General features: G+C 73.1%; 19 protein-coding genes and 3 pseudogenes. 6 read left to right on the forward strand and 16 right to left on the reverse strand.

Annotation, left to right across the window (positions count from 1 at the left end):
* Positions 1-2: 2 nt before the first annotated feature.
* The 11 genes and pseudogenes from A3Q37_RS04265 to A3Q37_RS04315 form a co-directional block, all read right to left on the reverse strand.
* Positions 3-1,091, reverse strand: a complete 1,089-nt coding sequence (locus A3Q37_RS04265) for an iron chelate uptake ABC transporter family permease subunit (protein ID WP_065477648.1) — start codon at positions 1,089-1,091, stop codon at positions 3-5.
* A gap of 2 nt (positions 1,092-1,093) precedes the next feature.
* Positions 1,094-2,119, reverse strand: a complete 1,026-nt coding sequence (locus A3Q37_RS04270) for an iron ABC transporter permease (RefSeq protein ID WP_065477650.1) — start codon at positions 2,117-2,119, stop codon at positions 1,094-1,096.
* A gap of 88 nt (positions 2,120-2,207) precedes the next feature.
* Positions 2,208-3,266, reverse strand: a complete 1,059-nt coding sequence (locus A3Q37_RS04275; protein ID WP_065477652.1) for an iron-siderophore ABC transporter substrate-binding protein — start codon at positions 3,264-3,266, stop codon at positions 2,208-2,210.
* A 68-nt stretch (positions 3,267-3,334) separates the two neighbouring features.
* A complete protein-coding gene (locus A3Q37_RS04280) occupies positions 3,335-5,179 on the reverse strand; it encodes an ABC transporter ATP-binding protein (RefSeq protein WP_065477654.1) in 1,845 nt (614 codons plus the stop codon).
* Positions 5,176-6,867 (reverse strand): ABC transporter ATP-binding protein, encoded by a 1,692-nt coding sequence (locus A3Q37_RS04285; protein WP_065477657.1) that lies wholly within the window; start codon positions 6,865-6,867, stop codon positions 5,176-5,178. The genes A3Q37_RS04280 and A3Q37_RS04285 overlap by 4 nt, the downstream gene beginning before the upstream one ends.
* Positions 6,868-6,994: 127 nt before the next feature.
* The gene (locus tag A3Q37_RS04290) at positions 6,995-7,540 is read right to left on the reverse strand and encodes a DUF1697 domain-containing protein (RefSeq protein WP_065477658.1); all 546 of its coding nucleotides are present in this window, start codon (positions 7,538-7,540) and stop codon (positions 6,995-6,997) included.
* Positions 7,541-7,846: 306 nt separating this feature from the next.
* Positions 7,847-9,049: a S8 family peptidase gene (locus A3Q37_RS04295; RefSeq protein ID WP_065477660.1), complete on the reverse strand. Its 1,203-nt coding sequence runs from the start codon at positions 9,047-9,049 to the stop codon at positions 7,847-7,849.
* 579 nt (positions 9,050-9,628) lie between these two features.
* A pseudogene (locus tag A3Q37_RS04300) lies at positions 9,629-10,166 on the reverse strand (glycosyl transferase); the annotation flags it as partial.
* 85 nt (positions 10,167-10,251) lie between these two features.
* Entirely contained in the window at positions 10,252-11,550 is a 1,299-nt protein-coding gene (locus tag A3Q37_RS04305) for an ABC transporter substrate-binding protein (RefSeq protein WP_065477662.1), read from the reverse strand.
* Positions 11,550-12,464, reverse strand: coding sequence for a carbohydrate ABC transporter permease (locus A3Q37_RS04310; protein WP_255311730.1), 915 nt, complete (start codon positions 12,462-12,464; stop codon positions 11,550-11,552). Before A3Q37_RS04310 ends, A3Q37_RS04305 begins: the two co-directional genes overlap by 1 nt.
* On the reverse strand, positions 12,461-13,465 hold the full coding sequence (locus A3Q37_RS04315; RefSeq protein WP_065477664.1) for a carbohydrate ABC transporter permease: 1,005 nt from the start codon (positions 13,463-13,465) through the stop codon (positions 12,461-12,463). Before A3Q37_RS04315 ends, A3Q37_RS04310 begins: the two co-directional genes overlap by 4 nt.
* Before the next feature lie 143 nt (positions 13,466-13,608).
* Between A3Q37_RS04315 and A3Q37_RS04320 the strand changes: the two genes are divergently transcribed.
* Together A3Q37_RS04320 and A3Q37_RS04325 are read left to right on the forward strand one after the other, a co-directional pair.
* The gene (locus A3Q37_RS04320) at positions 13,609-14,475 is read left to right on the forward strand and encodes a phosphotransferase enzyme family protein (protein ID WP_065477666.1); all 867 of its coding nucleotides are present in this window, start codon (positions 13,609-13,611) and stop codon (positions 14,473-14,475) included.
* A 118-nt stretch (positions 14,476-14,593) separates the two neighbouring features.
* Positions 14,594-14,947 (forward strand): DUF4333 domain-containing protein, encoded by a 354-nt coding sequence (locus A3Q37_RS04325; protein ID WP_065477670.1) that lies wholly within the window; start codon positions 14,594-14,596, stop codon positions 14,945-14,947.
* 78 nt (positions 14,948-15,025) lie between these two features.
* Here A3Q37_RS04325 and A3Q37_RS04330 read toward each other — a convergent pair whose 3' ends face one another.
* Together A3Q37_RS04330 and A3Q37_RS04335 are read right to left on the reverse strand one after the other, a co-directional pair.
* Positions 15,026-15,739, reverse strand: a complete 714-nt coding sequence (locus A3Q37_RS04330; RefSeq protein WP_065477672.1) for a 3'-5' exonuclease — start codon at positions 15,737-15,739, stop codon at positions 15,026-15,028.
* A 99-nt stretch (positions 15,740-15,838) separates the two neighbouring features.
* On the reverse strand, positions 15,839-17,074 hold the full coding sequence (locus A3Q37_RS04335; RefSeq protein WP_065477978.1) for an SAV2148 family HEPN domain-containing protein: 1,236 nt from the start codon (positions 17,072-17,074) through the stop codon (positions 15,839-15,841).
* 415 nt (positions 17,075-17,489) lie between these two features.
* Between A3Q37_RS04335 and glgX the strand changes: the two genes are divergently transcribed.
* Positions 17,490-19,619, forward strand: coding sequence for a glycogen debranching protein GlgX (gene glgX, locus A3Q37_RS04340; RefSeq protein ID WP_065477674.1), 2,130 nt, complete (start codon positions 17,490-17,492; stop codon positions 19,617-19,619).
* A gap of 79 nt (positions 19,620-19,698) precedes the next feature.
* Positions 19,699-22,071 (forward strand): malto-oligosyltrehalose synthase, encoded by a 2,373-nt coding sequence (gene treY / locus A3Q37_RS04345; RefSeq protein WP_065477676.1) that lies wholly within the window; start codon positions 19,699-19,701, stop codon positions 22,069-22,071.
* A 46-nt stretch (positions 22,072-22,117) separates the two neighbouring features.
* Here the strand turns inward: treY and A3Q37_RS04350 are convergent, their stop codons facing one another.
* Positions 22,118-23,164: a cytochrome P450 gene (locus A3Q37_RS04350; RefSeq protein ID WP_065477679.1), complete on the reverse strand. Its 1,047-nt coding sequence runs from the start codon at positions 23,162-23,164 to the stop codon at positions 22,118-22,120.
* Positions 23,165-23,210: 46 nt separating this feature from the next.
* A pseudogene (locus A3Q37_RS35355) lies at positions 23,211-23,444 on the reverse strand (LysR family transcriptional regulator); the annotation flags it as partial.
* On the opposite strand from A3Q37_RS35355, the pseudogene A3Q37_RS37615 reads away from it, so the two are divergent.
* Positions 23,436-23,576, forward strand: a pseudogene (locus tag A3Q37_RS37615) (dihydrolipoyl dehydrogenase); the annotation flags it as partial. The pseudogenes A3Q37_RS35355 and A3Q37_RS37615 sit on opposite strands and share 9 nt — an antisense overlap.
* Before the next feature lie 115 nt (positions 23,577-23,691).
* Here A3Q37_RS37615 and A3Q37_RS04355 read toward each other — a convergent pair.
* The gene (locus tag A3Q37_RS04355; protein WP_079137650.1) at positions 23,692-24,387 is read right to left on the reverse strand and encodes a DUF1707 and FHA domain-containing protein; all 696 of its coding nucleotides are present in this window, start codon (positions 24,385-24,387) and stop codon (positions 23,692-23,694) included.
* 152 nt (positions 24,388-24,539) lie between these two features.
* Between A3Q37_RS04355 and A3Q37_RS04360 the strand changes: the two genes are divergently transcribed.
* Positions 24,540-25,517 (forward strand): GNAT family N-acetyltransferase, encoded by a 978-nt coding sequence (locus A3Q37_RS04360; protein ID WP_065477681.1) that lies wholly within the window; start codon positions 24,540-24,542, stop codon positions 25,515-25,517.
* Positions 25,518-25,553 lie beyond the last annotated feature (36 nt).

Consider the following 25,553-nt stretch of genomic DNA (forward strand, 5'->3'; position numbering starts at 1 on the left):
GGTCAGCCTCCTGAGCCCGCGCGGTTGACGCGGATGAGCAGCCAGAGCAGCACCGGGGCGCCGAGCACTCCGGTGACGATCCCGACGGGCAGTTCGGTGCCGGGGATCAGTTCGCGAGCGACGACGTCGGACGCGAGGACGACGAGGGCGCCGGTGAGTCCGGCGGCGAGCGGCGGCGGCCAGGCGGTGCGGCACAGCCGCTGGGCGATCTGCGGGGCGGCGAGCGCCACGAAGGCCACGGGGCCGGCCGCCGCCGTGGCGAAGGCGACCAGACCGACGCCGGTGAGCAGGACGGTGAGCCGGACGGTCTGGACGCGGGTGCCGAGCCCCTTGGCCACGTCGTCGCCGAGTTGCAGCGTCCGCATGAGGCGGCCGATGAGCAGGGCGGCGGGGACCAGGACGACGAGGGCGTACGCGAGGGGCTCGGCCTGTTGCCAGTCGCGGCCGTTGAGGTTGCCGACGAGCCAGCCGAGGGCGGCCTGGGCCTGGAAGCGGCCGCCCCGGGCGAGCAGATAGTCGGTGGCGCTGAGGCAGATCCAGGAGACGCCGATGCCGACGAGGATGATGCGGTAGCCGGTGGTGCCGCGCCGCCAGGCGAGCCCGTAGACGATCAGGGCGCTGGCGAGGGCGCCGAAGAGGCCGAGCGCCTGGGTGCCGAGGCCGAAGTCCCAGCCGAGCACGATGCCCGCGACGACGGCCGTTCCGGCGCCCTGGGTGAGGCCGATCATGTCGGGGCTGGCCAGGGGGTTGCGGGTCATCGTCTGGAGGAGCGCGCCGGACATGCCGAACGCGATGCCCGCCAGCAGGCCCGTCATGGCGCGGGGCAGCCGCAGTTCCTGGACGACGAGGAGGGTGCCCGCATCCCCGGAGCCGGTCAGCGCCCGGGCGACGTCGGCGAGCGGGATCCCGTACTCGCCGATGGAGACGTGCCAGCACAGCGCCGCGAACACGGCGACGGCGAGCCCGGCGCTGACGGCGAGCTGACGGGGGCGCAGGGTGCCCGAGAGCGGCGGGAAGGCGAGCCGGAAGGGGCGGGCGGCGGCCTTGGTCTTCCCGGTGACGGTGCTGGTGGTCACGGAGTCGGTCGTCATGGTCAGATCTCCGCGAGGCGACGTCGGCGGACCAGGGCGATGAAGAACGGTCCGCCGATGAAGGCGACGATGATCCCGGCCTGCACTTCGACGGGCCGGGCGATCACCCGGCCGAGGATGTCCGCGCCGAGCAGCAGCCCCGCGGCGAGCGCGGCCGACAGCGGCAGCAGCCAGCGGTGGTCGGGGCCGAGTCCGGCGTACTGGGCGAGGACCCGGGCGACGTGCGGGACGACCAGGCCGATGAAGACGACGGGCCCGATCACCGCGACGGCCGCCCCGGTGAGGAGCGTGACGGCGACGACGCCCTGGAGGCGGACGAGGCCGAGCTTGCGGCCGAGGGACGCGGCCACGTCGTCGCCGAGGGCGAGGCTGTTGAGGGCGGGGGCGCTCGCCAGCGCGAGGAGGGCGCCGAGCCCGAGGAAGGGCAGGATCCGCAGCACGGTGGAGGCGTCCTGGTCGGCGAGCGAGCCGGCCGACCAGAACCGGAAGCGGTCCAGCGCGGCCGGGTCGGTGAGGACGACGGCGCTGGTCAGCGAGGACAGGACGGCGGTGACGGCGACTCCGGCGAGGGCCAGCTTCACCGGGGTCGACCCCGAACGCCCCATCCGGCCCAGCAGATAGACGACGACGCCGGCCGCCATCGCCCCGGCGAACGCGAACCAGATGTAGCCGAGCAGCGAGCCGATCCCGGCGACCCCGGCGGCGATGACGATGGCGAACGCGGCCCCGGCGGTGACGCCGAGGATGCCGGGGTCGGCCAGCGGGTTACGGGTCAGCGCCTGCATCACACAGCCGGAGAGGCCGAGCGCCGCTCCGGCGGCCAGGCCCAGCGCCGTACGCGGGATGCGCACGGACCAGATGACGTCCTCGACGCGGGGGCCGGTCGGCTGCCCCGTCAGGGCCCTGATCACCTCGCCGGGCGGGATGCTGAGCGCCCCGAGGCCGATCGAGAGCAGACAGAGCACGGCCAGCAGCGCGGCGAGCCCGGCCACGAGCAGAGCGGGGCGCCATCGGGCGGGGCGGGTCACGGGGCTGGCTCCACGGTCCGGTTCCTCACGGGAGGGGTGGGCGGGCCGCCCCGTCGGTGCGGGGCGGCCCGGAAGGGAGGAGGGGGCGTCAGGACGCGGGGTGGACGACCTTCGTGTCCGTCTTGCCGTCGACGGCGGCGGCCAGCATCGGGACCAGGCGGTCGACGGTGTACGGGAGGCTCAGCGGGCTCACGAAGGAGACGGCGCTGCCGAAGTGGCTGCTCTCCTTCACCATGACCTCGCGGCCCTCCTTGACGACGTCGAGCTTGCCGTACAGCGGGTCGGCGTGGAGCTTCTTGGTGTCCTTCGCCGGGTCGGTGACGATCCAGACGACGGCGTCGGTGTCGAGGAGGTCGGTGCGCTCCTTGCTGATGTTCGCGCCGAACGCGTCGCCGACGACCGTGCTCAGGCCGGCGGGGAGCTGGAAGCCGAGGCCGTTGAGGAGCCGGGAGCGGTTGTCCTGGGGGCCGTAGACATACATGCCCTCGTACGGGGTGGCCACGACGGCGCTCCTGCCCTTGAACTCGGGGTGCGCGGCGGCGGCGTCGGTGATGTGCTTCTCGGTCTTCGCGACCAGGGCCTTCGCCTCGTCGCTCCTGCCGAGGGCCTTGCCGACCTGCTCGGTCTGGTCCTGCCAGGAGATGGACCAGTCCGGGCCGTCCTTGGGCTGGGCGACGACCGGGGCGATCTTGGAGAGGGTGCGGTACTGGTCCTTGGTGAGGCCCGAGTAGAGCGCGAGGATCAGGTCGGGGCGCAGGGAGGCGATCTTCTCGACCTGCGGGCCGGTGCCGTCGTCGTGCAGGACGGTGGGCCGCGCCTTGTCGCCGAGCGCCTTCTCGGCCCAGGGGCCGATCGCGCCCTTGAACTCGCCGAGCCACTCGGTGGTGCCGACCGGGACCTTGCCGAGGGCGAGCACGGCGTCCTGGTCGGAGAGGCCGACGGTGACGATGCGCTGCGGCTCGGACTTCAGGGTGGTCTCGCCGTACTTGTGGTCGAGGGTGACCGGGTAGGCGCCCTTCGGCGCGCTGTCGGCGGGCGGCGCGGCGGCGTCGTCGCTCTCGTCGGGTCCGCAGGCCGCGGCTCCGAACAGCAGCAGGGCGGACGCGGCCACGGCGGTCAGCCGGGTGCGCTGGATCATGCGGAACATGACGGTTTCCTTCGGGAGGGTGGCGTACGCCGGGGACGGGGGCGGAGGTGCCGTGGGGGTGCGTGGGGTCAGGGGTGCGGTGCGGTGGTGGCCCGGCTGCCGGACCAGGCGCGCCAGAGGGCGGCGTACGGGCCGTCCGCGTCGCGCAGTTCGTCGTGCGGGCCGCTCTCGACGACGCGGCCGGCCTCCAGTACGACGACCCGGTCGGCGGCGACGGCCTGGGTGAGGCGGTGGGCGACGACCAGGGCGGTGCGGCCGGCGAGGGCGGCCTCGGCGGAGCGTTCCAGGACCCGGGCGCCCGCGCTGCCCGCCTCGGCGGTGGCCTCGTCGAGGACGGCGAGGGCGGGGTCGGCCAGGACGAGCCGGGCGAGGGCCAGTTGCTGGGCGCGGGCCGGGTCGAGGCGGTGGCCGCCTTCCCCCACGACGGTGGCGAGCCCGTCGGGCAGCGCCTCGGCCCAGTCCAGGGCGTGCACGGCGGACAGGGCGTCACGCAGGTCGGCGTCGGTGGCGTCGGGGCGGGCGAGCCGGAGGTCGTCGGCGAGGGTGCCGGTGAACACATGGACCTCCTGGGTGACCAGGACGACCGGGTGCTCCCCCGCGCCCGCCGGTGCGGTGACCGTGCCCGCGGTGGGCTGCTGGACGCCCGCGACGATCCGGGCGAGGGTCGACTTCCCGGCCCCGCTGGTCCCGACGAGCGCGACGTGTTCGCCGGGCTCCAGGGTGAGGGAGACGTCGTGCAGCACGGGGCGGCCGGGCCCGTAGGCGTGGCTGACGGCGTGGACGGTGACGGCGGCTTGCGAAGAAGCGATGCGCTGACGCGGTACGGAGGCGGGCGCGGTCTTTCCGGCGGGCGCGGCCTTCCCGGCGGCCGGCTGCGACGGCCGCTCCGGCTGCTCCGCCAGGTCGGTCACGCCGACCAGCCGGGCCAGTCCGGCCGCCGCCGACTGGGCGTCGTCGAGCAGCACCAGGGCGGCGTTGACGGGTCCGAAGAGGCTGTGGAAGTAGAGAGCGGCGGCGGTGGCCGTACCGATCGACACCGCGCCGTCGCGGACCAGCCAGAATCCGGCGATGAGGACGGCGGCCAGGCCGATGTACTCGGCGATGTGCAGCCGCCCGTAGAAGCCGAGGACCAGGTTGACGCTGCGCATGGTGAGGTCGACGGCCTTGCGCGAGCGTCCGGCGCTGCGCTCGGTGTGCTGCTCCTCCAGCCGGTGTCCGCGTACGGTCACGGCCCCGCCGATGGTCTCCAGGAGCTGTTGCTGCTGGGCCCCGTTGGCGACCCGCTGGTCGGCGTACAGGGTGAGGGCGCGGCGTACGTACCAGCGGGCGGTGAGCAGTTGGACGGGGACGGCGAGGAGCGCGGCGAGCAGGAACCGTACGTCGAGCAGGGCCAGCGCGCCGAGGGTGAGGAGGATCGCGAGGACGGAGCGGGCCATCTCGGGCAGCGCGGAGCGGACGGCCTCGGCGACCCGGGCGACATCGCCGGTGACGCGGGCGGTGAGGTCTCCGGCCCCGGCGCGTTCCAGCCGGTCGGCGGGGAGGTTCAGGGCGCGTTCGACGAACCGCTCGCGCAGCCGGGCCAGTACGGTCTCGCCGAGCCGGGCGATCCGGGTCAGCCCGAGCGTCGTGGTGAGGCCCTGGACGACGGCGACCGCGACGAGGAGGACGACCGGGAGGGTCAGGTCCCCGGCGGGGCGGCCGTCGGCGACGATGTCGACGATCCGGCCCAGCAGCGGCTGGACGAGGAGGCCGACGGCGGTGGCCGCGACCAGGACGCCGATGCCGGTCAGGGCGAGGCCCCGGTCGGGGCGGATCAGGGTGCGCAGGGCGGCCCGGGTGCGGGCGGGGGTGGCGACGGGGAGCAGTTCGGCGCTGTCGTCGGCCGTGGGCGAGGAGGGCGAGGGGCTGGTCATGTGAGCACCGCCGTGCGGTAGACGGGATGGTCGCGTACGAGGTCCTCGTGCGGGGCCTCGGCGGTGATCGTGCCGCCGTCGACGAGGACGACGCGGTCGGTGGCGGCGAGCAGAGCGGGGCTGCTGGTGACCAGGACGGTGGTGCGGCCGGTGCGGGCGGCCCGGATACCGGCGGCGATCCGGGCCTCGGTCGCGGCGTCGACCGCGGTGGTCGGGTCGTGGACGACGAGGACGCCGCGGTCGGCGGCGAGGGCGCGGGCCAGGGCGACGCGCTGGCGCTGGCCGCCGGAGAGCGAGCTGCCGCGCTCGCCGATGCGGCCGCCGGTGCCGCCGGGCAGCGCGGAGGCCACCTCGTCGACGGCGGCGGCGTCCATCGCGGCGCGCGGGTCGGCCCCGGCGGGGGCGGCGGCGGTGACGTTCTCCAGGAGGGTGCCGTCGAAGAGCTGGGCGTCGTGCTCGGCGACGAGCAGCGCGGAGCGCAGGGCGGCGGGGGCCAGTTCGGTGAGGGGGACGCCGTCGAGTTCGACGCTTCCCCGCTCCGGGTCGCAGCGGCGGGCCAGGCAGTGCAGCAGGGTGGCGGCGTCGGCCGGGTCGGTGACGACGACGCCGAGGTGTTCGCCGGGGCGGACGGTCAGGTCGAGGGCGTCGAGTCCGGCGTGGCCGAGGCCGTTCAGGCGCAGTTCGCCGCAGGCGTCGGCGGTTGGTTCGGCGGTGCCGCCAGTGGTCTCGCCCGGGGCGGCCAGTACGTCGGCGATGCGGGCGGCGGAGGCGCGGCCCTTGGCCAGTTCGGCGCCGACCCAGGCCAGCACGCTGATCGGGCCCGGCAGGAAGAGCGCGAGGCCGACGGCGGAGACGAGGGCGCCGAGGCCGATGGAGCCGCTGAGGACCAGGCGGCCGCCGACGAGGGCGACGAGCGCGATGAACGAGCCGGTCAGCGTGAGCATCAGGCCGGTCTGGAGGGCGGCGGCGCGGGCGGCGCGCACATTGGCCTCGCGGGAGGCCTGGCTGGTGGCGCGGTAGCGGTCGACGGCGGCGCGCTCGGCCCGCAGCCCCTTGAGGACGCGGACCCCGGCGACCAAGTCGGCGGCCACCCCGGAGGCATGCGCGGCCTGTTCCTGTTCGGCCTCGCTGCGGTGTTCCAGGGGGCGGGCCAGGAAGTGGCCGAGCGCCATCAGGACCGGGGCGCCGACCAGGACGAGGAGCCCGAGGGGCAGGGAGGCGCGGAGCAGGAGCACCGCGCCCGCGACGACTCCGACGACGGCGGCGATGCCGAGGGTCAGGGCCATGTTGACGGCTCCGACCCGGCGGGCGTCCTCGGTGGCCACGTTCACCAGCGCGCCGGGCGGCCGGCCGGCCTCCGCGCCGCCGTGCGGGGCGAGGACCCGGCGTACGACGTCGAGGCGCAGCTGGTGGGCGGCCTGTTCGGCGGCGCGTTCACCGGCGCGGGCACCGAAGCGGAAGCCGAAGGAGAGCAGGGTGTAGACGACGGCGAGGACCACCAGCCAGATCGCCAGCGCTCCCCCGTCGGGGCGTACCACGGCACGGTCGACGATCAGCCCGATGAGGACGGGGACGAGCGCCTCGCCGATCTGATGGCAGGCGCCCAGGACGGATCCCACGGCGACGTCCCGACGCTGTCCCGCGACAGCCCGGCGTATGACGCCGCGCCCGGCGCTGTCAGCCCCCACTCTTCTGCTCCTCAGCATGTCCACAAACCGCGGAGGGGGGATTTCCGGCCACCTACCTCCAGCCAAACGAAGGCAAGGCTAACTTGCTCGCCCCGCGGTGTGGACCCCCGGGGCGGCGGGCGACGGTTCAGTCGCGGGTCAGCTCCACGAGTTTCACCACGGTGTTCCAGTTACGGCTGGTGGCGACGAGGCCTTTGACATGGCGGGGGCGGCTCAGCTCGACGGCCAGCTTGGAGCGGCCGAGGCCGTCGGGGGCGTACAGATACACACAGCGGTCGCCGAGCCGGAACTCCTCCGGCAGGAAGGCCTCCGCGTCCAGGTCCGCGAAGCGGCTCGCGTCCAGGGGCCGGTCGACGTAGGTGACGTGGAGCTGCTTGCCCTCCAGCTCGGCGGCGGGGAAGGGGCAGGCGTCGGCGACGGCCGCGAGATACGCGGCATCGCGGACGAGGCAGTCGACGGTGAACCCGAACCGCTCGTGCAGGGCCTGCTCCAGGGCTGCGGCGAGGGCCTGCTCGTCCTCGCTGTCGCTGCGGAAGACGGCGTTGCCGCTCTGGAGATGGGTGGCGATGCCGGTGTGGCCCAGTTCGGCGAGCACCTCGCGCAGTTCGGGCATCGGAACCCTCTTGGTACCGCCCACGTTGATCCCGCGCAGCAGCGCGGCGTACGTCGTCATGGCCACCCAGCCTAGGGGGTGTCTTGTCGATCAGGCCGGATCAGGGAGCGGGGTCTGGTGCCGTGCATCGCAAGGCGGAGGAGGGAGTCATGGCGGAGCCATGGCGAGTGACGACAACGCGGCGAGGTGCGGTGCCAGGGCACGCGAGCCCGGCATGATCGGCAAGACACCCCCTAGAACCGTTCCCCGGACACGCCGCAGCCGCCGCGCCCCGTGGGGGAGAGCGCGGCGGCTGCTGTGCGGGTGGTGGCCGGGCGGCGGGGTGTGGGACCACCGCCGCCCGGCGCCCGGCCGGAACCGGGGTGGTTACTCGACGACCTTGAGGAGCAGGTTCGCCGTGCCCTCGGTGGCGTTGCTGATGGCGTCCGGGGTGGCTCCCTCGGTGAGCGCCGTGGCGACGTCCTCCGGGGTGGCGTCCTGGTGGCCCGCCAGGTAGACGGCGGCCGCGCCGACGACGTGCGGGGTGGCCATGGACGTACCGGAGATGGTGTTGGTGCCGGTGTCGCTGTCGTTCCAGGTGGACGTGATGTCCGAGCCCGGGGCGTAGATGTCCACGATCGAGCCGTAGTTGGAGAACGAGGACTGCTCGTCGTCCTCCGTGGACGAGGCGACGGTGATCGCCTCGGGGACCCGGGCGGGCGAGCCCTGGCCGGCGTCGCTGGACTCGTTGCCGGCGGCCACGCCGAAGGTGATGCCCGCGGCGATGGCCTTCTGGACCGCCTCGTCGAGGGCCGGGTCGGCCCCGCCGCCGAGGCTCATGTTGGCGACGGACGGGCCCTTGGCGTTGGCGGCGACCCAGTCGATGCCGGCGATGACCTGCTCGGTGGTGCCCGAGCCGTTGTCGTCCAGGACGCGGACGGCCACGATGTTCGCCTTCTTGGCGACGCCGTGCGCGGCCCCGGCTATGGTGCCCGCCACGTGGGTGCCGTGCCCGTTGCCGTCGTCGGCGTCGTCGTCGTTGTCGACGGCGTCGAAGCCGGAGGTGGCGCGGCCCTCGAAGTCCTCGTGGGTGACGCGGACACCGGTGTCGATGACGTACGCGGTGACGCCCTCGCCGCCGGCGTCCGGGTAGGTGTAGGCGTTGTCGCCCGCGGTCTCGGTCTGGTCGATCCGGTCCAGACCCCACGACGGCGGGTTCTCCTGGGTGGCGTCGATGCTGAACTTCTTGTTCTGCACCACCTTGGCGACGGCCGGGTCGGCGGCGAGGCGCTTGGCCTCGGTCTCCGAAAGGCCGCTGGCGGAGAAGCCGTTGATGCTGGAGGAGTAGTCGCGCTTGAGCTTGCCGCCGTACTCCTTGGCGAGCGCGGACTTGTCGGCCTTCTTCTCGTCCAGCAGGACGATGTAGCTGCCGGACACCGCGGTCGCGGCGTCCGTGCCGTAGACCGTGCCCATGGGGGCCGGCGAGGCTCCCGCGAACGAGGTTCCGAGAAGGGTGACTCCGGCGGCGGCCGCCACGGCGGTGATCGCGGCGGTGAGCTTGATGCGACGGGTGCGCTGGTGCTTGGCCATGAAGAGGGTTCTCCTCGTCATTCTTTGTGGGGGGATTGGCCCTCGGCCGGAAGATCTCCGGGGGCTGGCTCGAAACCCTGACCGATTGACGAGCACAGATCAAGGCCTTCATGGAGGTGTGACTTGCTCAACAAGGTTTCGTAATAAGAAATCGGCCATGGCTGGTCACCACGGCCGTGGAGACCGGTCGGGCGGTTACCTCGCCCGGATCGGCGGGTCCGCGGCCACCCCGACAAGATCGCTCCGAGCCGTATACCGCCTGCTCAGAGCGGCACTTGAAGCGCCGGGCGCTCCCCGCCCGGCCGGCGCCCGCACCCCTCCCGAGCCCTCTGGGGCGGGAGTGACCATGCGTGAAGACATGTGAAGACCCGTGAAGGTGTGCGCAAGAGGGGTGAACGGCCGGTCCCGGGTGTGAAATCGCGAGGGCGTGCGTGCAGATGCGCCGACCGGACCCGTCGCGATATCGGCTTCACAGAGCCGAAACAGAAGCGTCCCGCCCCGAGTTGCCGCAGGTGGCGGCGGTCGGGACGGGACGCAGAACGTCCGGATAGCAGTCAGACGGATCCGCTCAGCGCGACAGCGCAGGCTCGCGGCGTCCGCCTCCTCCATCGGCAGATGCCGGGCCACTCCCGGCGACTGGAGCATGTCCGCGTCGCTTGAGGACGGCGAGCTGCGGCACCCAGGTGCGTACGTCCACATTGCCCGGTACGTCACCGAGTTCGGCGGGGTCGACGTGCGCGCCGATCCGGAGCACCACATACCGGCCTGGCAGGTCACCGAAGGCCTCGACGCATTCGCGGTAGAAGGCGGGCTGCTCGGTGAACGAGGAGCCGAGCGAGACCAGCAGCACCTTCTCGGCGTCGGCGGGCCGCTGCCACTCCCCCTGGTCGGCGCGGTCGCCCCGGCAGGCGCCGACGAAGGTGTACATCTCGCGGTTCACCCGGTCCACGTTCGGCTGGAGCGCCTCGGGGATCAGGACGAGGCCGCGGCGCGGGCGGGCCACGAAGTCGTCGCTGGAGACATGGCCGAGGCCGTTCTCGGTGAGCCAGTCCGCGAAGCGCGCGTAGTACGCCTTGCCGCGCTCGGTCTGTTTCAACTCGGCGGTCATGGGCTCGCCGCGGCCCTCGTCACGCGGGGATTCCGGCATGCCGCCCACCGCAAACGAGACGAGACGTGTCGTAAAACATCTTTCGATGCCGGAATCAGCGTTGGTAGCGGGCCAGCACCCGATTCCCGTCCTCCACCAGCCTCTTGCTCAGCTCCTCGGTGTCGATCGCGCCACTGTAGAACTCCTGGTACGCGGGGGTCGCCACCTTGTCCTTCCACTCGGGATAGCCGCGCACCGACTGGGCGGGCGCAGGACGCAAGCCCTCGGCGAGCGCGGTGCCGACGGCCCAGCCGTGCTCGGCCGCACGCAGCGACGGATCGGCCAGCGCCTCGGTCCCGGTGGGCAGCATCCAGTCGCCCCGGGCGAGGCGCACCATGTTGGCGGGGCGCAGCAGGAAATCGATGAACGCGACGGCCTCCTTCTTGTGCGGGCTGTCCTCCGCGACCGACAGCGTCTGCGGGCTGACGCCCTGGACCGCGCCGCCCGCGCCCGCGGGCATCGGCAGGACCGTCCAGTCGAACCCCTCGGGGGCCTGCTGGATGATCTGCTGGCGGTAGGAGAAGCCGAGCGGCAGCATCGCGTACCGGCCGCCGAAGAACCCGGGCAGCGCGTCCGAGCCGCCCATGCCCAGCGCGCTGCGGGCCGCGCTGTTGTCGGTGTTGACCTGGTCGTGGATGGTGCCGGTGACCACGCCGTCGCCCGGTTCGAACCGCAGGACCGCCTTGCCGTCGCCGTCGCGGTGGAAGAGCTGCCCGCCGCCGGACAGGCCCAGGTTGAGGGTGACGGAGACGGGCTCCTTGAGCGGCCAGGCGATCCCGTACCGCCCCTGGCCCGTCAGCTCTTTCGTCACCTGCCGGAACTCCTCCCAGCTCCAGGGGCGCTCCGGGGTCGGGATGCGTACGCCCGAGGCCTTCAGCAGCTTGGTGTTGGCGATGAGGACCCGGGGCTCCTGGAGGAAGGGCACCCCGTGGACGCCCTCGCCGAACGTGGTGGTGCGCCAGGACTGTTCGGGGATGCCGGCCTTGAGCCGGGCGGGCAGGAGGGGGCGAAGGTCGGCGAGGTAGCCGCCGTAGGCGAAGTCGGCCAGGTCGTCGGAGGCGTCGTGGATGATGTCGGGGGCCTCGCCGCCCTCGAAGGAGGTGAGGAGCTGGTCGTGGACGCTGTCCCAGCTGCCCTGGACGTACTCCACCCGGACGTCGGGGTGGGCGGCGTTCCACTCCTTCACCAGCTGCTTGTTGGCGTCGACGGACTCCTTCTGCCAGGCCAGCGACTGGAAGCGGAGCCGGATCGTCCCGTCCGCGTCCCGCCCGTCGTCACCGCCGCCGGAACAGCCGGCGAGCAGCAGGGCCAGTACGGCGACGGCGGTGGCCGCCCGCCGGACCGCGGCGCGCATCAGTGCTTCACCGCCCCGGCCGTCATCCCGCCGGTGATCCGCCGCTGGATGAAGGCGAAGAGCACCAGGGAGGGGAGGGTGGCGAGGAACGCGGCGGCGGCGAGCGGCCCGAGGTCGGCCACGCCCTCCGCGCCGAGGAAGTGGGTGAGGACGACCGGCAAGGTCTGTTTCTCCGGGGTCTTGAGCAGGACGAGCGCGAAGAAGAACTCGTTCCATGCGGTGATGAACGCGAACAGCGCGGTGGCGACGATGCCGGGGGCGAGCAGCGGGGCGACGACCGAGACGAGGGTACGGACGCGGCCCGCGCCGTCCACGGCGGCGGCCTCCTCCAGCTCGGTGGGCACGGCGCGTACGTATCCGGCGAGCATCCACAGCGCGAAGGGCAGCGACCAGACGACGTAGACGAGGATCAGGCCCCACAGGGTGTTGATCAGATGCAGGTTCTTCAGGATCAGGAAGAGCGGAATGATCACCAGGACGAAGGGGAACGCCTGGCTGACCACGACCCAGCCGGTCGCCGCGGTGGCGAGGCGGCCCCGGTGGCGGGCCATCACATAGGCCATCGGGGTGGCGATCACGACGGCGATCAGGGCGGCGGAGACGGCGGCGACCAGCGAGTTGCCCGCGGCCTGGAGCAGCGGCTGCTCGTCGAAGGCCTGCCGGAAGTTGTCCAGGGTGGGGTTCTCGGGGATCCAGGTGGGGTGCAGCGAGCCCAGTTCGCGGGCGGGTTTGAAGGCGGTCGAGATCAGCCACACGAACGGGAACGCGAGGAAGACCAGGTACGCCAGGAGGGCCAGGTACTGCCCGGTGCGCGCGGCCCGGCCGGTACGCAGCCCGGTGGACTCACGGTCGGGCGCTCCGCGTGTCAGCAGCCCACGCCCGATCGGTCCTCGCCTCACCGGTCCTCGCCTCATCGGTCCTCGCCTCCCCTGAGCCGGCCGACGAGATAGAGGGCGAGGAGCACGGAGATCACCGCGACCATCATACAGCCCATCGCCGCGGCGTAGCCGAACTGCCCGTAGCGGAAGGCCTCCTCGTAGGCGAAGAGCATCGGCAGCCGGGTCCGGCCGCCGGGTCCGCCGCTGGTCAGGACGTAGACCAGGGCGAAGGAGTTGAAATTCCAGATCAGGTTGAGCGCGGAGATCGCGAGCGCGATGGGCTTGATCGCGGGCCAGGTGACCGTACGGAACCGGCGCCAGGCGCCCGCGCCGTCCAGGGCGGCCGCCTCGTGGAGTTCGCGCGGGGTGTTCTGGAGTCCGGCGAGCAGGGCCACCGTGGTTTGCGGCATGCCCGCCCAGATGCCGACGAGGATGACGGCGGGCAGCGCGGTGGCGAGGCCGGTCAGCCAGTCCCGCCCGTCGCCGAGCCCAAAGTCCCGGATGGTCTCGTTGAGGATGCCCGCGTCCGGGTTGTAGACGAGCCGCCACATGATGCCGACGACGACCTCGGGCATCGCCCAGGGGACGATCGCCAGGGCCCTGGCTGCCCAGCGCAGCCGCAGGTTCTGGTTGAGCAGCAGGGCGAGGCCGAGGGCCAGGAGGAACTGCGGGACGGTGACGCCGACGGCCCAGACCAGACCGATCCGGAACGAGTCCCAGAACAGGGTGTCGTGCAGCAGGTCCTGGAAGTTGAGGGTGCCGATCCACTGGGTGGAGCGGGTCCGACCGGACTGGGCGTCGGTGAAGGCGAGCGCGATGCCGTAGAGGAGCGGTCCGACGCTGAGGATCAGGATCGGGATGAGCGCGGGCAGCACCAGGAACCAGGCGGCCCGGTCCCCGAACGCCTTGCCCCGGGGCGGACCCGGTGGCCCCGGCCGCCAGGACCTCCGTGGCCGCCCGCCCTGTCCGTCCCTGCCGCCGCGCCCGCCGTGCGGGCCGTCCGGTCCGGTCCGCTTCGTCGCGGTCACCGATGTCACGGAGAAGCCCCCTCCCTCCCGTATCCGCCTGACGCACCTGAGGTGGACTTCATCCCGTTCCGGCTGCCCGGAAGGCCTCCGACATCGTGCTGACGGTCCGTCGGTTCGTCAAGGTGGCCTGCACGGATGCGAAAATCGCACCCATGGACGAGATGCGTGCGCGCGAGGTACTGACGGCCACCGGGTTCTCCGGTGCGGCGAAGCTGCTCGCGCTGGGCGAGAACGCGGTGTTCGCCGCCGGCGACCTGGTGATCAAGGTCGGCCGGGACGCCACCGGCCACCCCGAGCTGCGCGCGCGGGCGGAGCGGGAGGTGGCGCTCGCCGACTGGCTCGCCGCGTCCGGTGTCCCGGCCGTCCGCGCGGCGGAGAGCGGGGCCCGCCTGGTCGAGGGCCACCCGGTGACGCTGTGGCACCGGCTCCCCGACCCCGTACGCCCCGCCGAACCGCGCGACCTGGCGCCGCCGCTCTCCGTGGTGCACGCGCTGCCCGCCCCGGCGGACTTCACGCTCCCGCGCCGTGAACTGCTCGGCGGGGTCGAGCGCTGGCTGACCCTCGCGGGCGACGCGATCGACCCGGCGGACGCCGACTACCTCCGCGAGCGCCGCGACGGCTTCGCGGCCGCGGCCGCCGCCCTGGTCCCCCACCTCCCGCCGGGTCCGATCCACGGCGACGCGCTCCCGCGCAACGTCCATGTCGGCCCGGACGGCCCGGTCCTGGTCGACCTGGAGACGTTCTCCGCCGATCTGCGGGAACACGATCTGGTGGTCCTCGCCCTCTCCCGCGACCGCTACGGCCTCGACCCCGCGGCCTACGACGCCTTCACCGCCGCGTACGGCTGGGACGTCCGGGAGTGGGAGGGCTGCGCGGTCCTGCGCGGCGCCCGCGAGACGGCCAGCTGTGCCTGGGTCGCGCAGCACGCCCCGGTCAACCCGAAGGCGCTCGCCGAGTTCCGCCGCCGGGTGGCGTCACTGCGCGAGGGCGATCCCGAGGTGCGCTGGTACCCGTTCTGAACGGGCCGGGGTACGGGTTCCGGGCTGTCCGGTCACACTCCGAGCGGCCCCGTCGTCGGTCCGCTGGCGGCGCGTATGCTTCGGCCCGGCCACCCCACACCCTTCGAAGGGAACACCCATGCCCCCAGCCCGTTCGACCGCAGTGACGTGGAGCCTCTCGGCCGTGGCCGCAGGCGTGCTGCTCGTCGGCTGTTCGGGGTCGGTCAGCATCGGGAACTCGGAGCCGAAGCTGTCCTCCGACAAGCTCGCCACGACCGTCTCCGAAAAGCTCGCGGCCACCACGAACCAGCCCAAGCCGGACATCACCTGTCCCGAGGACCTCGCCGGGAAGGTCGGCACCTCCACCCGCTGCACGCTCACGGCGAAGGACGGCAGCACACTGGGCGTCTCGGTCAAGGTGACCTCGGTCGACGGAGACAAGATCAACTTCGACATCAAGGCCGACGACACGCCCACCCCCGCCCCGAACTGACGCCGGAATCGGTCGGCGCGCCCGGGGAACGAGCGGCCGGTCCGGCTCAGCGGCGGTCCGGCTCGGCGGCGGTCCGGCTCAGCCGCTGCGCGGGATCAGCGGCCAGGCCGGCTCGACGACGGCCGCCGGGTCGGTCGTGCGCCGCAGATACGCCTGGAGCGAGGCCGACTGCTCGGCGGCCGCCCGCACCTGAAGGGCGTGCAGTTCGTCGGGCGGCAGGGTGGCCACGGGCCGGTGGCGCTCGCCCATCCGGCGCACCACGCGCACCGCGGCCACCGCGTCGGCGCTCGCGTCGTGGGCCCCGTCGAGCGTGACCCCGTAGTGGTCGCACAGCGCCTGGAGGGCCCGCTTGCCCCTGCGGTACTTGTCGACGTGCTTGTCGATCACCAGCGGGTCGATGACGGGTGACGGCGCGCCGCCGACGCGCTCCTCAACCGACGGCAGTCCGTACCTGCGGCATTCGCGGTCCAGCAGGGAGAGGTCGTAGCGGGCGTTCATCACCACCAGCGGGACGTCCGAGCGCAGCACTTCGGCGACCGCGCGGGCGATCTCCTCGACCGCGGAGGCGGCCCGCGCCCCGTGCTTGCGGGCGTGGTCGGTGCCGATGCCGTGGATCGCGGAGGCCTGCTCCGGTATCACCACGCCCGGATCGAGCAGCCAGGTCCGCTGCTCGGCGACCGTGCCGTCCGGGTCCAGCCGGACGAGTGCGGCGGTGACGATCCGGTCGCTCTCGACGTCGGTCCCCGTCGTCTCCAGGTCGAAGCCGACCAGTGTGCCCCGGTGCCAGCTCATCCCGATACCTCCTTCGTGGTGCTCCCCCGTGGTGCTCCCCCCGAGTGATGACCACCTTCGCACGGCCCACTGACAACACCCGGTGGAGGGTCAGGAGGGTCAGGAGACCGGCCGGGAGTCCGTCCAGACCGATTCGAACTCCTCGCGGTACGTCTCGAAGAGCCCGTGCTCGTGGTTCTGGTCCTCCCGCACCACCGTGCGCCTGCCCCCGCCGCGCAGCACCAGCACCGGCGCCTCCATGCCCCGGGCCCGCCGCAGATAAGGCTGGACGACGCCCACCGCATCCGGGCCGTCGCCGTCCACCAGGTAGGCGGTGAAGCGCGGGGTCTCGTCGAAGACCTGGATCTGGAACGCGCCGGGGTCGCGGAGCTTGGAGCGGACGCGGCGCATGTGCAGGATGTTCATCTCCACCGAGCGGCTCAGCTCGCCCTTCTTGAGGCCGAGTTCCCGCTCCCGGCGGCGGACCGCGCTGCTGGCCGGGTTGATGAACAGCAGCCGCACCCGGCAGCCCGACTCCGCGAGCCGGACGAGCCGGCGGCCGGAGAAGTTCTGCACGAGCAGGTTGAGGCCTATCCCGATGGCGTCGAGCCGCCGCGCCCCGCCGAACAGGTCCTCGGCGGGCAGCTGGCGCTGGAGCCGGACCCGGTCGGGGTGGACGGAGACCACGTCCGCGTACCGGTCGCCGACCAGCTCCTCCACCGCGTCCACCGGCAGCCGGTCGGCCGAGGGCACCCCGGCCCCGCTACCGAGGATGTCCAGGAGGCGGGCGGAGGCCCGTTCCGCCTGGGCGAGGACCGCCTCGTTCAGCGCGCGGTTGCGGGAGACGACGTTGCGCGCGACCTCCAGTTCGTCCAGGGCCAGCTCGACATCGCGCCGGTCGTCGAAGTACGGCTCGAAGCACGGCCAGTGCTGGACCATCAGCTCGCGCAGCTGCGGCAGTGTCAGGAAGCTGAGGACGTTGTCGTCGGCCGGGTCGAGCAGATAGCCCTTGCGGCGCGAGACCTCGCGTACGGCGACGGCGCGCTGCACCCACTCCTGCCCGGCCGGTCCGGCCGCGGCCACCACCCACTCCTCGCCGTGCACCGGCTCGTAGATCGGCCGGAGCACCGCGGCGACGACGGCCCGTAGGCGTTGTTCGACCAGATTCAGCCAGATATAGGCCCGCCCGGCGCGCTGGGCGCGGGTGCGCACCTCGCCCCAGGCCTCCGATCCCCAGTCCAGCTCGGCGCCTATCTCCATGGGCTGCGCGAGGGACACCGCCCCGGGCGGGGCATCGGTCGATTCCCCCTCGTGACCTGCGTCACCTGGGGGTAGCTCGAACCCTCCCGAGCTCACCCGCGTACCGCCTTCCACTCCCCCACCCAACGATCAAGGAAGGGTACTCCGGGAGCGTGATCCGACGCAGCCCGATGCGCAGGGGACTTTCTCAACTCCCCTGATCGTCAGGCTTGTTCCTTGCGACGAGATCGGGTGGAGTGAGCGGATTCATAGTGATTGGGGCCCCGTCCCGGAGCGGGAATCGGACGCACTGGCGACGGCGGGGTCCGCAAGCACGTCCGGGGCGGCACGGGCGTGTCCGAAGTTGACCGGTGCGGCCGGTACCCGGCGACGGGATGCGGCCGCACCGCGCGACGTCCTAGGTGAGCGCCCCGTTTTCGGGGAAGATTCGGGACGTATTCGGGAAGTCTTCGAGGAGTATCGGGCCGAGGAAAGCCACCGCACCCGGATCAGAAGTGGAAGAGTCTTCATCATGCAGGTCTGGCCGGGACACGCTTACCCCCTCGGCGCCACGTACGACGGCGCCGGAACCAATTTCGCGGTCTTCTCCGAAGCCGCCCACCGGATCGAGTTGTGCCTGTTGCACGACGACGGTTCGGAGACGGCGGTGGAGCTCCGCGAGACCGACGCCTTCGTGCGCCACGCCTATCTGCCCGGGGTGATGCCGGGTCAGCGGTACGGCTTCCGGGTGCACGGGCCCTACGAACCGCAGCGCGGGACGCGGTGCAACTCCGCGAAGCTGCTGCTCGACCCGTACGCCCGTGCGGTCGCCGGGAAGATCGACTGGGGCGAGGCGGTGTACGGCTACCCCTTCGGGAAGCCGGACGCCCGCAACGACCTGGACTCCGCCCCGCACACCATGAGCTCGGTGGTGGTCAATCCGTACTTCGACTGGGGCGACGACCGCCGTCCCCGTACGGACTACCACCGGACCGTCATCTACGAGGCCCATGTGAAGGGCCTGACCATGCTGCATCCGGGGCTGCCGCCCGAGCTGCGCGGTACGTACGCGGGGCTCGCGCACCCGGAGGTGATCGCCCACCTCACCGAACTGGGCGTCACCGCGATCGAGCTGATGCCCGTTCACCAGTTCGTCCAGGACCACCGCCTCGCAGACATGGGGCTGGCCAACTACTGGGGCTACAACACCATCGGCTTCTTCGCCCCGCACAACACCTACGCCTCCTGGGGCGACCGCGGCGAACAGGTGCTGGAGTTCAAGCAGGCGGTGAAGGCGCTCCACCAGGCGGGCATCGAGGTCATCCTCGACGTGGTCTACAACCACACCGCCGAGGGCAACCACCTCGGGCCCACGCTCTCCTTCCGCGGTCTCGACAACGCCTCCTACTACCGGCTGACCGACGATCAGCGGTATTACATGGACACCACGGGCACAGGGAACTCCCTGCTCATGCGGTCCCCGCACGTCCTCCAGATGATCATGGACTCGTTGCGGTACTGGGTGACCGAGATGCATGTGGACGGCTTCCGCTTCGATCTGGCGGCCACGCTCGCCCGCCAGTTCCACGAGGTGGACCGGCTGTCCTCGTTCTTCGACCTGGTGCAGCAGGATCCGGTGGTCAGCCAGGTGAAGCTGATCGCGGAGCCGTGGGACGTCGGCGAGGGCGGCTATCAGGTGGGCAACTTCCCGCCGCTGTGGACCGAGTGGAACGGCAAGTACCGCGACACGGTCCGCGATCTGTGGCGGGGCGAGCCGCGCACCCTGGCGGAGTTCGCGGGCCGCCTCACCGGCTCCTCCGATCTCTACCAGGACGACGGCCGCCGCCCGCTCGCCTCGATCAACTTCACCACCTGCCACGACGGCTTCACCCTCCACGACCTCGTCTCGTACAACGAGAAGCGCAACGACGCCAACGGGGAGGACAACCGGGACGGCGAGAGCCACAACCGCTCCTGGAACTGCGGGGCGGAGGGCGAGACCGACGACCCCGAGGTCCTTGAGCTGCGGGCCCGCCAGATGCGGAACTTCATCGCCACGCTGATGCTGTCGCAGGGCGTGCCGATGCTGAGCCACGGCGACGAGTTCGCCCGTACGCAGCAGGGCAACAACAACGCCTACTGCCAGGACAACGAGCTGGCCTGGGTGCACTGGCCCGACCCGGACGAGCCGGCCGACACCCCCGCCTCCACCCTGCTGGAGTTCACCCGGGCCATGGTGTGGCTGCGCCGCGACCACCCGGTCTTCCGGCGCCGCCGCTTCTTCCACGGACGCCCGGTGGAGGGCACCCACGACGAGCTGTCCGACATCGCCTGGTTCACCCCCGAGGGCGAGGAGATGACGCAGCAGGACTGGCAGGCGGCGCATGCCAAGGCGATGACGGTGTTCCTGAACGGGCACGCGATCTCGGAGCCGGGGCCGCGCGGCGAGCGGATCTTTGACGACTCGTTCCTGCTGATGTTCAACGCGAGCGCCGAGACCCTGGAGTTCGCGGTCCCGGTCGACCACGGGGAGCAGTGGCAGGTCGTCGTGGACACCGCGCGCCCGGACGGGGTGGAGCCGGGGGCGGGGCCGAAGGTGGCCGAGGGCGAGCGGGTCACGCTGATCGGCCGCAGCCTGACGGTGCTGAAGCGGCCCGCCTGAGGCCTGGGGGCCGGGACGGCAGGGGTGAGGTTCCGCCCGGGGTGACACGGTTCGCCCCGGGCGGGGTACGTAAAAAGCCATGACGCCCTCCGCAACGTACCGGCTTCAGCTCCAGCCCGACTTCCCGTTCGCCGCCGCCGAGAAGGCCGTGCCGTATCTCGCCGCGCTCGGCGTCTCGCATCTCCACCTCTCCCCCGTCCTGGAGGCGGTCCCCGGCTCCACCCACGGCTACGACGTGGTCGACCACAGCCGGGTCCGGGCGGAGCTGGGCGGTGAGGAAGGGCTGCGGTCGCTCGCGTCGGCCGCCCGGGAGCACGGGCTCGGGCTGATCCTGGACATCGTGCCCAACCACATGGCCGCCTCGCCCCGGCACAACCGTCGGCTGTGGGAGGTGCTGCGCGAGGGCGCGTCCTCCCCGTACGCCCGCTGGTTCGACATCGACTGGACGGCGGGCGGCGGCCAGGTGCTGCTGCCGGTGCTCGCCGGGCCGCTCGGCCGGGAGCTGGAGCACCTGACCGTGGACGGGGAGGTGCTGCGCTACCACGATCTGGAGTTCCCGCTCCGGGCCGGTACGGCGGACCTCCCGCTGCCTCGGCTGCTGGAGGAGCAGCACTACCGGCTCGGCTGGTGGCGGCTGGCCCGCACGGAGCTGAACTACCGGCGGTTCTTCACCGTCCCGGAGCTCATCGGGGTCCGCGTCGAGCACCCGGAGGTCTTTGAGGACACCCACGCCAAGATTCTCGAACTGCTCCGCGACGGCGTCCTGGACGGGCTGCGCATCGACCACCCCGACGGTCTCGCCGCCCCCGCCGCCTATCTGGAGCGGCTGAACGAGGCGACCGGCGGGCGCTGGACGGTGGTGGAGAAGATCCTCACCGGCGACGAGCGCCTTCCGGCGGAGTGGGCGGTCGCGGGCACCACCGGGTACGACGCCCTGCGCCGGATCGACGGGCTGTTCACCGACCCGTCCGGCGCGGCGGAACTGCTCGGCCGCTACCGGGAGTTCGCGGGCCCGCCCGGCGACCGGGGCGGCGACTGGACGGCGACGGTGCGCCGGGCCGCGTACCGGGTGGCGACACACGAGCTGGCCGCCGAGACCGCGTGGCTGACCCGGCTGGCGGCGGCCATCTGCGACCGGGACCCCGCGCTGCGGGACCACGCCCCGTGGGCGCTGCGGACGGCGATTCGGGAGCTGCTGGTACGTGTCCCGGTCTACCGGCCGTACGTCACGGCGGGCGAGCCGCCGACCCGGATCGCCGAGGAGACGCTGACCGATGAGACGGTACGGGACGCGAAGGCGGTCTTCTCCGTGCCGGAGGAGGCGGCGGCCGTCGATGTCGTACGGGATCTGGCGCTCGGGCGGCTCGGTGGCGGGGAGGAACAGGCGTCGTTCTGCGCCCGGTTCACGCAGACGGCGTCGGCGCTGCACGCCAAGTCGGTGGAGGACACGGCGTTCTACCGGTATGTCCCTCTGATCTCCGCGAACGAGGTGGGCGGTACCCCGGGGCAACCCGCCGTCTCTCCGCAGGAGTTCCACTCCTTCGCCGCCCGGATCGCCCGCGACTGGCCCGCCACCGGCACGGTCCTGACCACGCACGACACGAAGCGCAGCGCGGACGTCCGGGCCCGGATCGCGGTGCTGTCGCAGTGCCCGGAGCGGTGGGCGGCACTGGTGACGGAGCTGACGGCGGCGACGCCGGTCGCCGCCCCGGACCCCCAACTGGCCTGGACGGCCTGGCAGTCGGCGTACAGCTGCGCGGAGCTGCCGCCCGACGAGCTGGGCGAGCGGCTGGAGCCGGCACTGCTGAAAGCGGTGCGCGAGGCGGGCCTGTTCACCAGCTGGACGGAGTCGGACCCGGCCTACGAGCGCGCGGTGTCGGATTTCGTCGCGGCCGGGCCGGGCCACGGGGAGGGCGTGCCCCGGCGGCTGATCGCCGAGTTCGCGGACGCGCTCGCCCCGCATGTCCGGGCCCAGGTGCTGGGGGCGGCACTGGTGCATCTGACGATGCCAGGGGTGCCGGATCTCTACCAGGGCACGGAGAGCGAGTACCTGGCCCTGGTCGACCCGGACAACCGGCGGCCGTTCCGGCGGCCGGACGTCCCGGACGAGAAGCAGACGCTGACGGCGACCGCGCTCGGGCTGCGCCGCGAACTGCCTGGCGTGTTCGGCGAGTCGGGGACGTACGCACCCCTGACGACGACCGGCCCGGCCGCCCCGCATCTGCTGGCGTTCTGCCGCTCGGGCGAGGTGGTCACGGCGGTGACCCGCCTGTCGCTGCGGCTGGCCGAGGGCGGGGGCTGGCGGGACACGGTGCTGGAACTGCCGGACGGGGGCCCGTGGCGGGACGTGCTGTCGGCGTCGCCCGGGCGGGAGTTCGCGGGGGGCGGGGTGGCGGCGGGAGAGCTGTTCGCGGAACGGCCGGTGGTGTTGCTAAGGCGGGTGGGCGACTGACGGGCCGCTGTGGGCGTGCCGCCGTCGGGGCCCGTGCCCTCCCGGGTCAGGACGGGCGTACGAGCAGGGCGCGCGGGCCTCGGGTGAGGAGGCCGCCCGCCACCGGGCGGAAGCCGTCGGCCCAGCGGATGCCGGGCATCGCCGTCAGCAGGGCGCGCAGGCCGTGTTCGGCCTCCAGTCTGCCGAGGAGGGCGGCGGGGCAGCCGGCCGGACCGATCAGCAGCGGGTCGGCGTCGGCGCGCAGCGGGTCGAACCGGTCGGGTGCGACGAACCGGGCCGGGTCGCGGCCCGCCGCGCCGATGAGGCAGGCGACGGGTGCGTCGGCGGGGATCGTGCCGCCGGTCACAGCGACCTCGGTACGGGTGCGGCGCAGCACGATCTGGACGGGCGGATCGCGGCGCAGCGTCTCGGCCCAGGCCCGCCCGAGCAGCGACCCGGAGCCTGCCCCGCCCGCACCCCGGGCCGCTTCTCCGGCGGTCGCGGCGGCCAGCAGATCGGGGTCGTCGAGCATGTTCGCGAGGAACGAGGCGAGGGCGTGCTCGCGGAGCGCGGTGGACCCGGTGCAGTCCCCGGCTCCCCCGCCGGTACGCCGGTGGTTGGCGACCCGGGGCAGGGTGCTCAGGTCCGGGTGGGCGAGCCCGGCCGCAGCGGCGGCGGCCCCGGCGGGCAGCCACCGGCAGAAGTCGGCGACCAGGTCCGCCCGGTCACGCCCGGCGATCCGGCGCGCCAGGACGTACGCCGTCCGCTCGACCGCGGGGGCGGCGGTGCTCCACGGCACGGTGAGCGGGCCGCAGACCAGGCTGCCCCGGCAGAGACCGAGCGGGACGGGGGCCTGGCCGCGCGGGGCCCCGTCGTGCGGGTAGCCGGTGAACCGGGGATCCGTGAGGGCCAGGGCCACATCCGTGTACCGGCTCAGCAGCCAGGCGCCGAGGGCCGGGTCGTAACCGAGGGGGTGGTCGGTGCGCAGCAGCCGGTAGAGGCGCAGCCGGTACGGATCCGTCGTGGCCCCCGGTGCCAGCAGCCCCGGCAGGCCGCCCGAAAGGCGATGCGGACGACGGGCGGCGGGCAGGGCGTCGGGGCGGTCGACCGGCATCCCGCACCCCCTGGAGTCGGTGCGCCGGCGGTCGGCGCGCGCCCTCTCAGCGGACCACCGACGGGGGCGCGCCGCAGTCGGCGTACGGCCGTTCGGGTGAGGGTTCGCCGGGGCGCAGGGGGCGGATCCCGGCGGTGGGCAGGGTGCCGAGCAGCTGTGTGAAGGCGGCCGCGGCCCCGGTCCGGGGCACCCGGGAGAACACGCCCAGCGAGCGCAGCCAGGGCGGGTCGACGCCGAGGACCGCGCAGTCCTCGCCGACCGCGCCCCGGACGAGGTGGGCGCGCGGCTACTGGAGCGGGAGGTGGTGGACGAGGGAGTGCGAGCCGTGGTGCGGACCGCCCGGGGCGAGTCGGTCGCGGTGGCGGCGGAGCGGCTGTTGGTGGCGGTCGGCCGGGAGCCGGTGACGGACGGGCGCGGACTGCACCAGCAGCACCGAACCGGGGCCGGGGCTGCGTCCTGGCGTCCTGAGCTCTCCGGCCCGGCGCGGGCTCAGGCGGGCGGCCGGGACCTTGCGGCGGACGCCGGGCTCAGGCAGGCGGGGAGGCCGGGCCCTGCGGCGGGAGGCCGGGAGCCTGCGGCGGGAGCTGGGGCGGCGCCGCGGCGGACGGCCCGGGTGCGTGCGGCGGCAGTTCGGGCAGGCGGTCCTGCGGCCGGGGCGTCGGCGCCGGGAGGCGGTCCGGGGCGGTGAGGCGGAAGCTCATCCGGCCGAAGCTCACCTGGTCGCCGTCGCGCACCGGGATGGAGCCGACGAGCCGCTGGCCGTTGACGCAGGTGCCGTTGGTGGAGCCGAGGTCGCGCAGCACCCAGCGGCCGCTGTGCGCGGAGAGTTCGGCGTGCAGCCGCGAGACCGTCTCGTGGTTGAGGCGCAGCCCGTTCGCCGGGTCGCGGCCGATGAGCAGCGGATACGGGCCGGGCGCGGGGAGCAGCAGCTTGGGGAGCCGCTCGGTCTGCCAAGCGCGGCGCAGCCGCCCGGGGAAGGCGGAGATCCCGCCCACCGCGCGGACCAGTCCCTTCGACCAGCGGCCGCCGTTCTCCAGGTCGGCGGTGAGGGCGGCCAGCTCCTCCGGGCGGCGGGCGACGAGGGCGAGTTCCATGCGCCGCATGAAGGTGTCGTGCGACAGCTTGCCCTGTGCGGCACCTTCTCTGAGCACGCCGACGACACGGTCGCGCTGGGCGTCCGACAGCCGCGCGGGACTCGTGTGGAACTCGAAGGGGGATGTCACGTCGATGATTGTCGGGCCGAAGGCCCCGGAGTGTCCAGACGAGCCCGTGTTTCCTCCCGCGCTGACCTGCGCCGCTTTCTCACAGGACGGCCGCCGGGGCCCCTTGCTAGGGTCTGGCCGCTCACCCACCACGAGGAACACGAGGAGACCGTGTGCCCCCTGCGCCATCCCGTCTGACGTTCCGTCCGCTGTCCGGACCCGGCGAACTCGGCCTGTTCCGCCGTCTTTCGTACGTACTCGATCATGAGCTGGCCGACGACCTCGCCGCCGGACGCCGTCTCCCGGGGTGGATGTGGGTCGCCCTGGACGGCGAGCGGGTCGTCGCCAGGGCCGCCTGGTGGACGAACGCGCCGGGCGGTGAGCCGCTGGCGCTGGACTTCTTCGACCTGGATGACGCACTGCCCGCCCCGGAGCGGATCGAGATCGGCGTCCGGCTGCTGGAGAGGGCGACGGAGGCCGTGGTTCCGGCCGGTGCGCAGCGGCCGGAGTACGGGCGGTTCGTGCCGCCGGACTGGCGCGAGGACCCGGTGGTCCGGGAGGCCGTCGGGGCCCGGATCGCGGCGGTGGAGGCGACCGGGGCGCGGCTGCTGGTGGAGCGGCTGCGGCTGGAGTGGCGGGCCGGTACGCCGGTGCCCGGGGACTCCGGCCGGCTGGTGTTCCGTCCGGTCACCGGCCGGGAGGATCTGCTGGCGCTGATGACGCCGGTGATGGAGGGGACCCTCGACGCCCACGGGCAGGAGGACCTGGCGTCCGGGCTCGACGCCCGCGCGGCGGCCGAGAAGCACTACGACGAGGAGCTGGCCGGGTACTCGACCCCGATGGCCTGGTGGCGGATCGCCGAACTGCCCACCGGTGAACCGGTCGGCTTCGTGATCCCGGCCCGCAACAACTACAACCCGATCATCGCGTACATCGGGGTACTGCCCGCCCGGCGCGGCCACGGGTACATCGACGATCTCCTCGCCGAGGGCACCCGGGTGCTGGCGGCCGAGGGCGTGGAGCGGATCCGGGCGGCGACCGACCTCGGCAACGTACCGATGGCGAAGTCCTTCGAGCGTCTCGGGTACGTCAACTTCGAGCGGGCGCTCGCCATGGTGTGGGACGCGGAGAGGGACGAGGCGCGCAGGTGAGCGCGGGGTCCCGGATACTCGGTGGACGGCGGGAGT

It is taken from the genome of Streptomyces sp. PTY087I2 (genome assembly GCF_001687325.1).
Classification (GTDB): Bacteria; Actinomycetota; Actinomycetes; order Streptomycetales; family Streptomycetaceae; genus Streptomyces.

Coding starts and splice junctions, on each gene's coding strand:
- A3Q37_RS04295 (WP_065477660.1), bottom strand. CDS start 9,049: ATGGCCAAGCACCAGCGCACCCGTCGCATCAAGCTCACCGCCGCGATC.
- A3Q37_RS04350 (WP_065477679.1), bottom strand. CDS start 23,164: ATGCCGGTCGACCGCCCCGACGCCCTGCCCGCCGCCCGTCGTCCGCAT.
- A3Q37_RS04265 (WP_065477648.1), bottom strand. CDS start 1,091: ATGACGACCGACTCCGTGACCACCAGCACCGTCACCGGGAAGACCAAG.
- A3Q37_RS04320 (WP_065477666.1), top strand. CDS start 13,609: ATGGACGAGATGCGTGCGCGCGAGGTACTGACGGCCACCGGGTTCTCC.
- A3Q37_RS04290 (WP_065477658.1), bottom strand. CDS start 7,540: ATGACGACGTACGCCGCGCTGCTGCGCGGGATCAACGTGGGCGGTACC.
- glgX (WP_065477674.1), top strand. CDS start 17,490: ATGCAGGTCTGGCCGGGACACGCTTACCCCCTCGGCGCCACGTACGAC.
- A3Q37_RS04325 (WP_065477670.1), top strand. CDS start 14,594: ATGCCCCCAGCCCGTTCGACCGCAGTGACGTGGAGCCTCTCGGCCGTG.
- A3Q37_RS04280 (WP_065477654.1), bottom strand. CDS start 5,179: ATGACCAGCCCCTCGCCCTCCTCGCCCACGGCCGACGACAGCGCCGAA.
- A3Q37_RS04310 (WP_255311730.1), bottom strand. CDS start 12,464: ATGAGGCGAGGACCGGTGAGGCGAGGACCGATCGGGCGTGGGCTGCTG.
- treY (WP_065477676.1), top strand. CDS start 19,699: ATGACGCCCTCCGCAACGTACCGGCTTCAGCTCCAGCCCGACTTCCCG.
- A3Q37_RS04305 (WP_065477662.1), bottom strand. CDS start 11,550: ATGCGCGCCGCGGTCCGGCGGGCGGCCACCGCCGTCGCCGTACTGGCC.
- A3Q37_RS04330 (WP_065477672.1), bottom strand. CDS start 15,739: ATGAGCTGGCACCGGGGCACACTGGTCGGCTTCGACCTGGAGACGACG.
- A3Q37_RS04275 (WP_065477652.1), bottom strand. CDS start 3,266: ATGTTCCGCATGATCCAGCGCACCCGGCTGACCGCCGTGGCCGCGTCC.